The organism is Salinimicrobium oceani, assembly GCF_012037645.1.
In genome coordinates, this window is sequence record NZ_JAAVJR010000764.1 from 1 (window position 1) to 421 (window position 421).

Consider the following 421-nt stretch of genomic DNA (forward strand, 5'->3'; position numbering starts at 1 on the left):
TACCTGATCCCTGCATTGAGCAGTAAGCGATCATTCACTTCAAACTGGTCAGAAATATAAACTGCTGATTCCAGTCCTTTTTCCTGAGGAATTTCAAATGGCTGAATATTTGCGTCTGCACCCAGCGGCTCAATTTGCCCCGGATTCACACTGTACAGCTTGCCGGAGACTCCATAATTGAATTTATGAGCCTTGCTGTGAAGGTAGCGCATATCCAATTTGGCTTCCGTTTCGTTAATGGTATATCCCGATGTAAAATTATTGTTGAACTGACTGTCGTATTCAATGTTGAAATTATAATTGCTATTAGCCAAAATTAAGCTCCCCTGATTTTTTTCATTGAGCCGGTGATCTGCCTGTAAAGTAAAGAGTAGGTTCCGGTAGTTGTAAAGAGAATCTGAAGTTATACTGAACCTGTCGT

At 40.9% G+C, this 421-nt stretch carries 1 pseudogene; it reads right to left on the bottom strand.

Annotation, left to right across the window (positions count from 1 at the left end):
- A pseudogene (locus HC175_RS19295) lies at positions 1-421 on the bottom strand (TonB-dependent receptor); the annotation flags it as partial.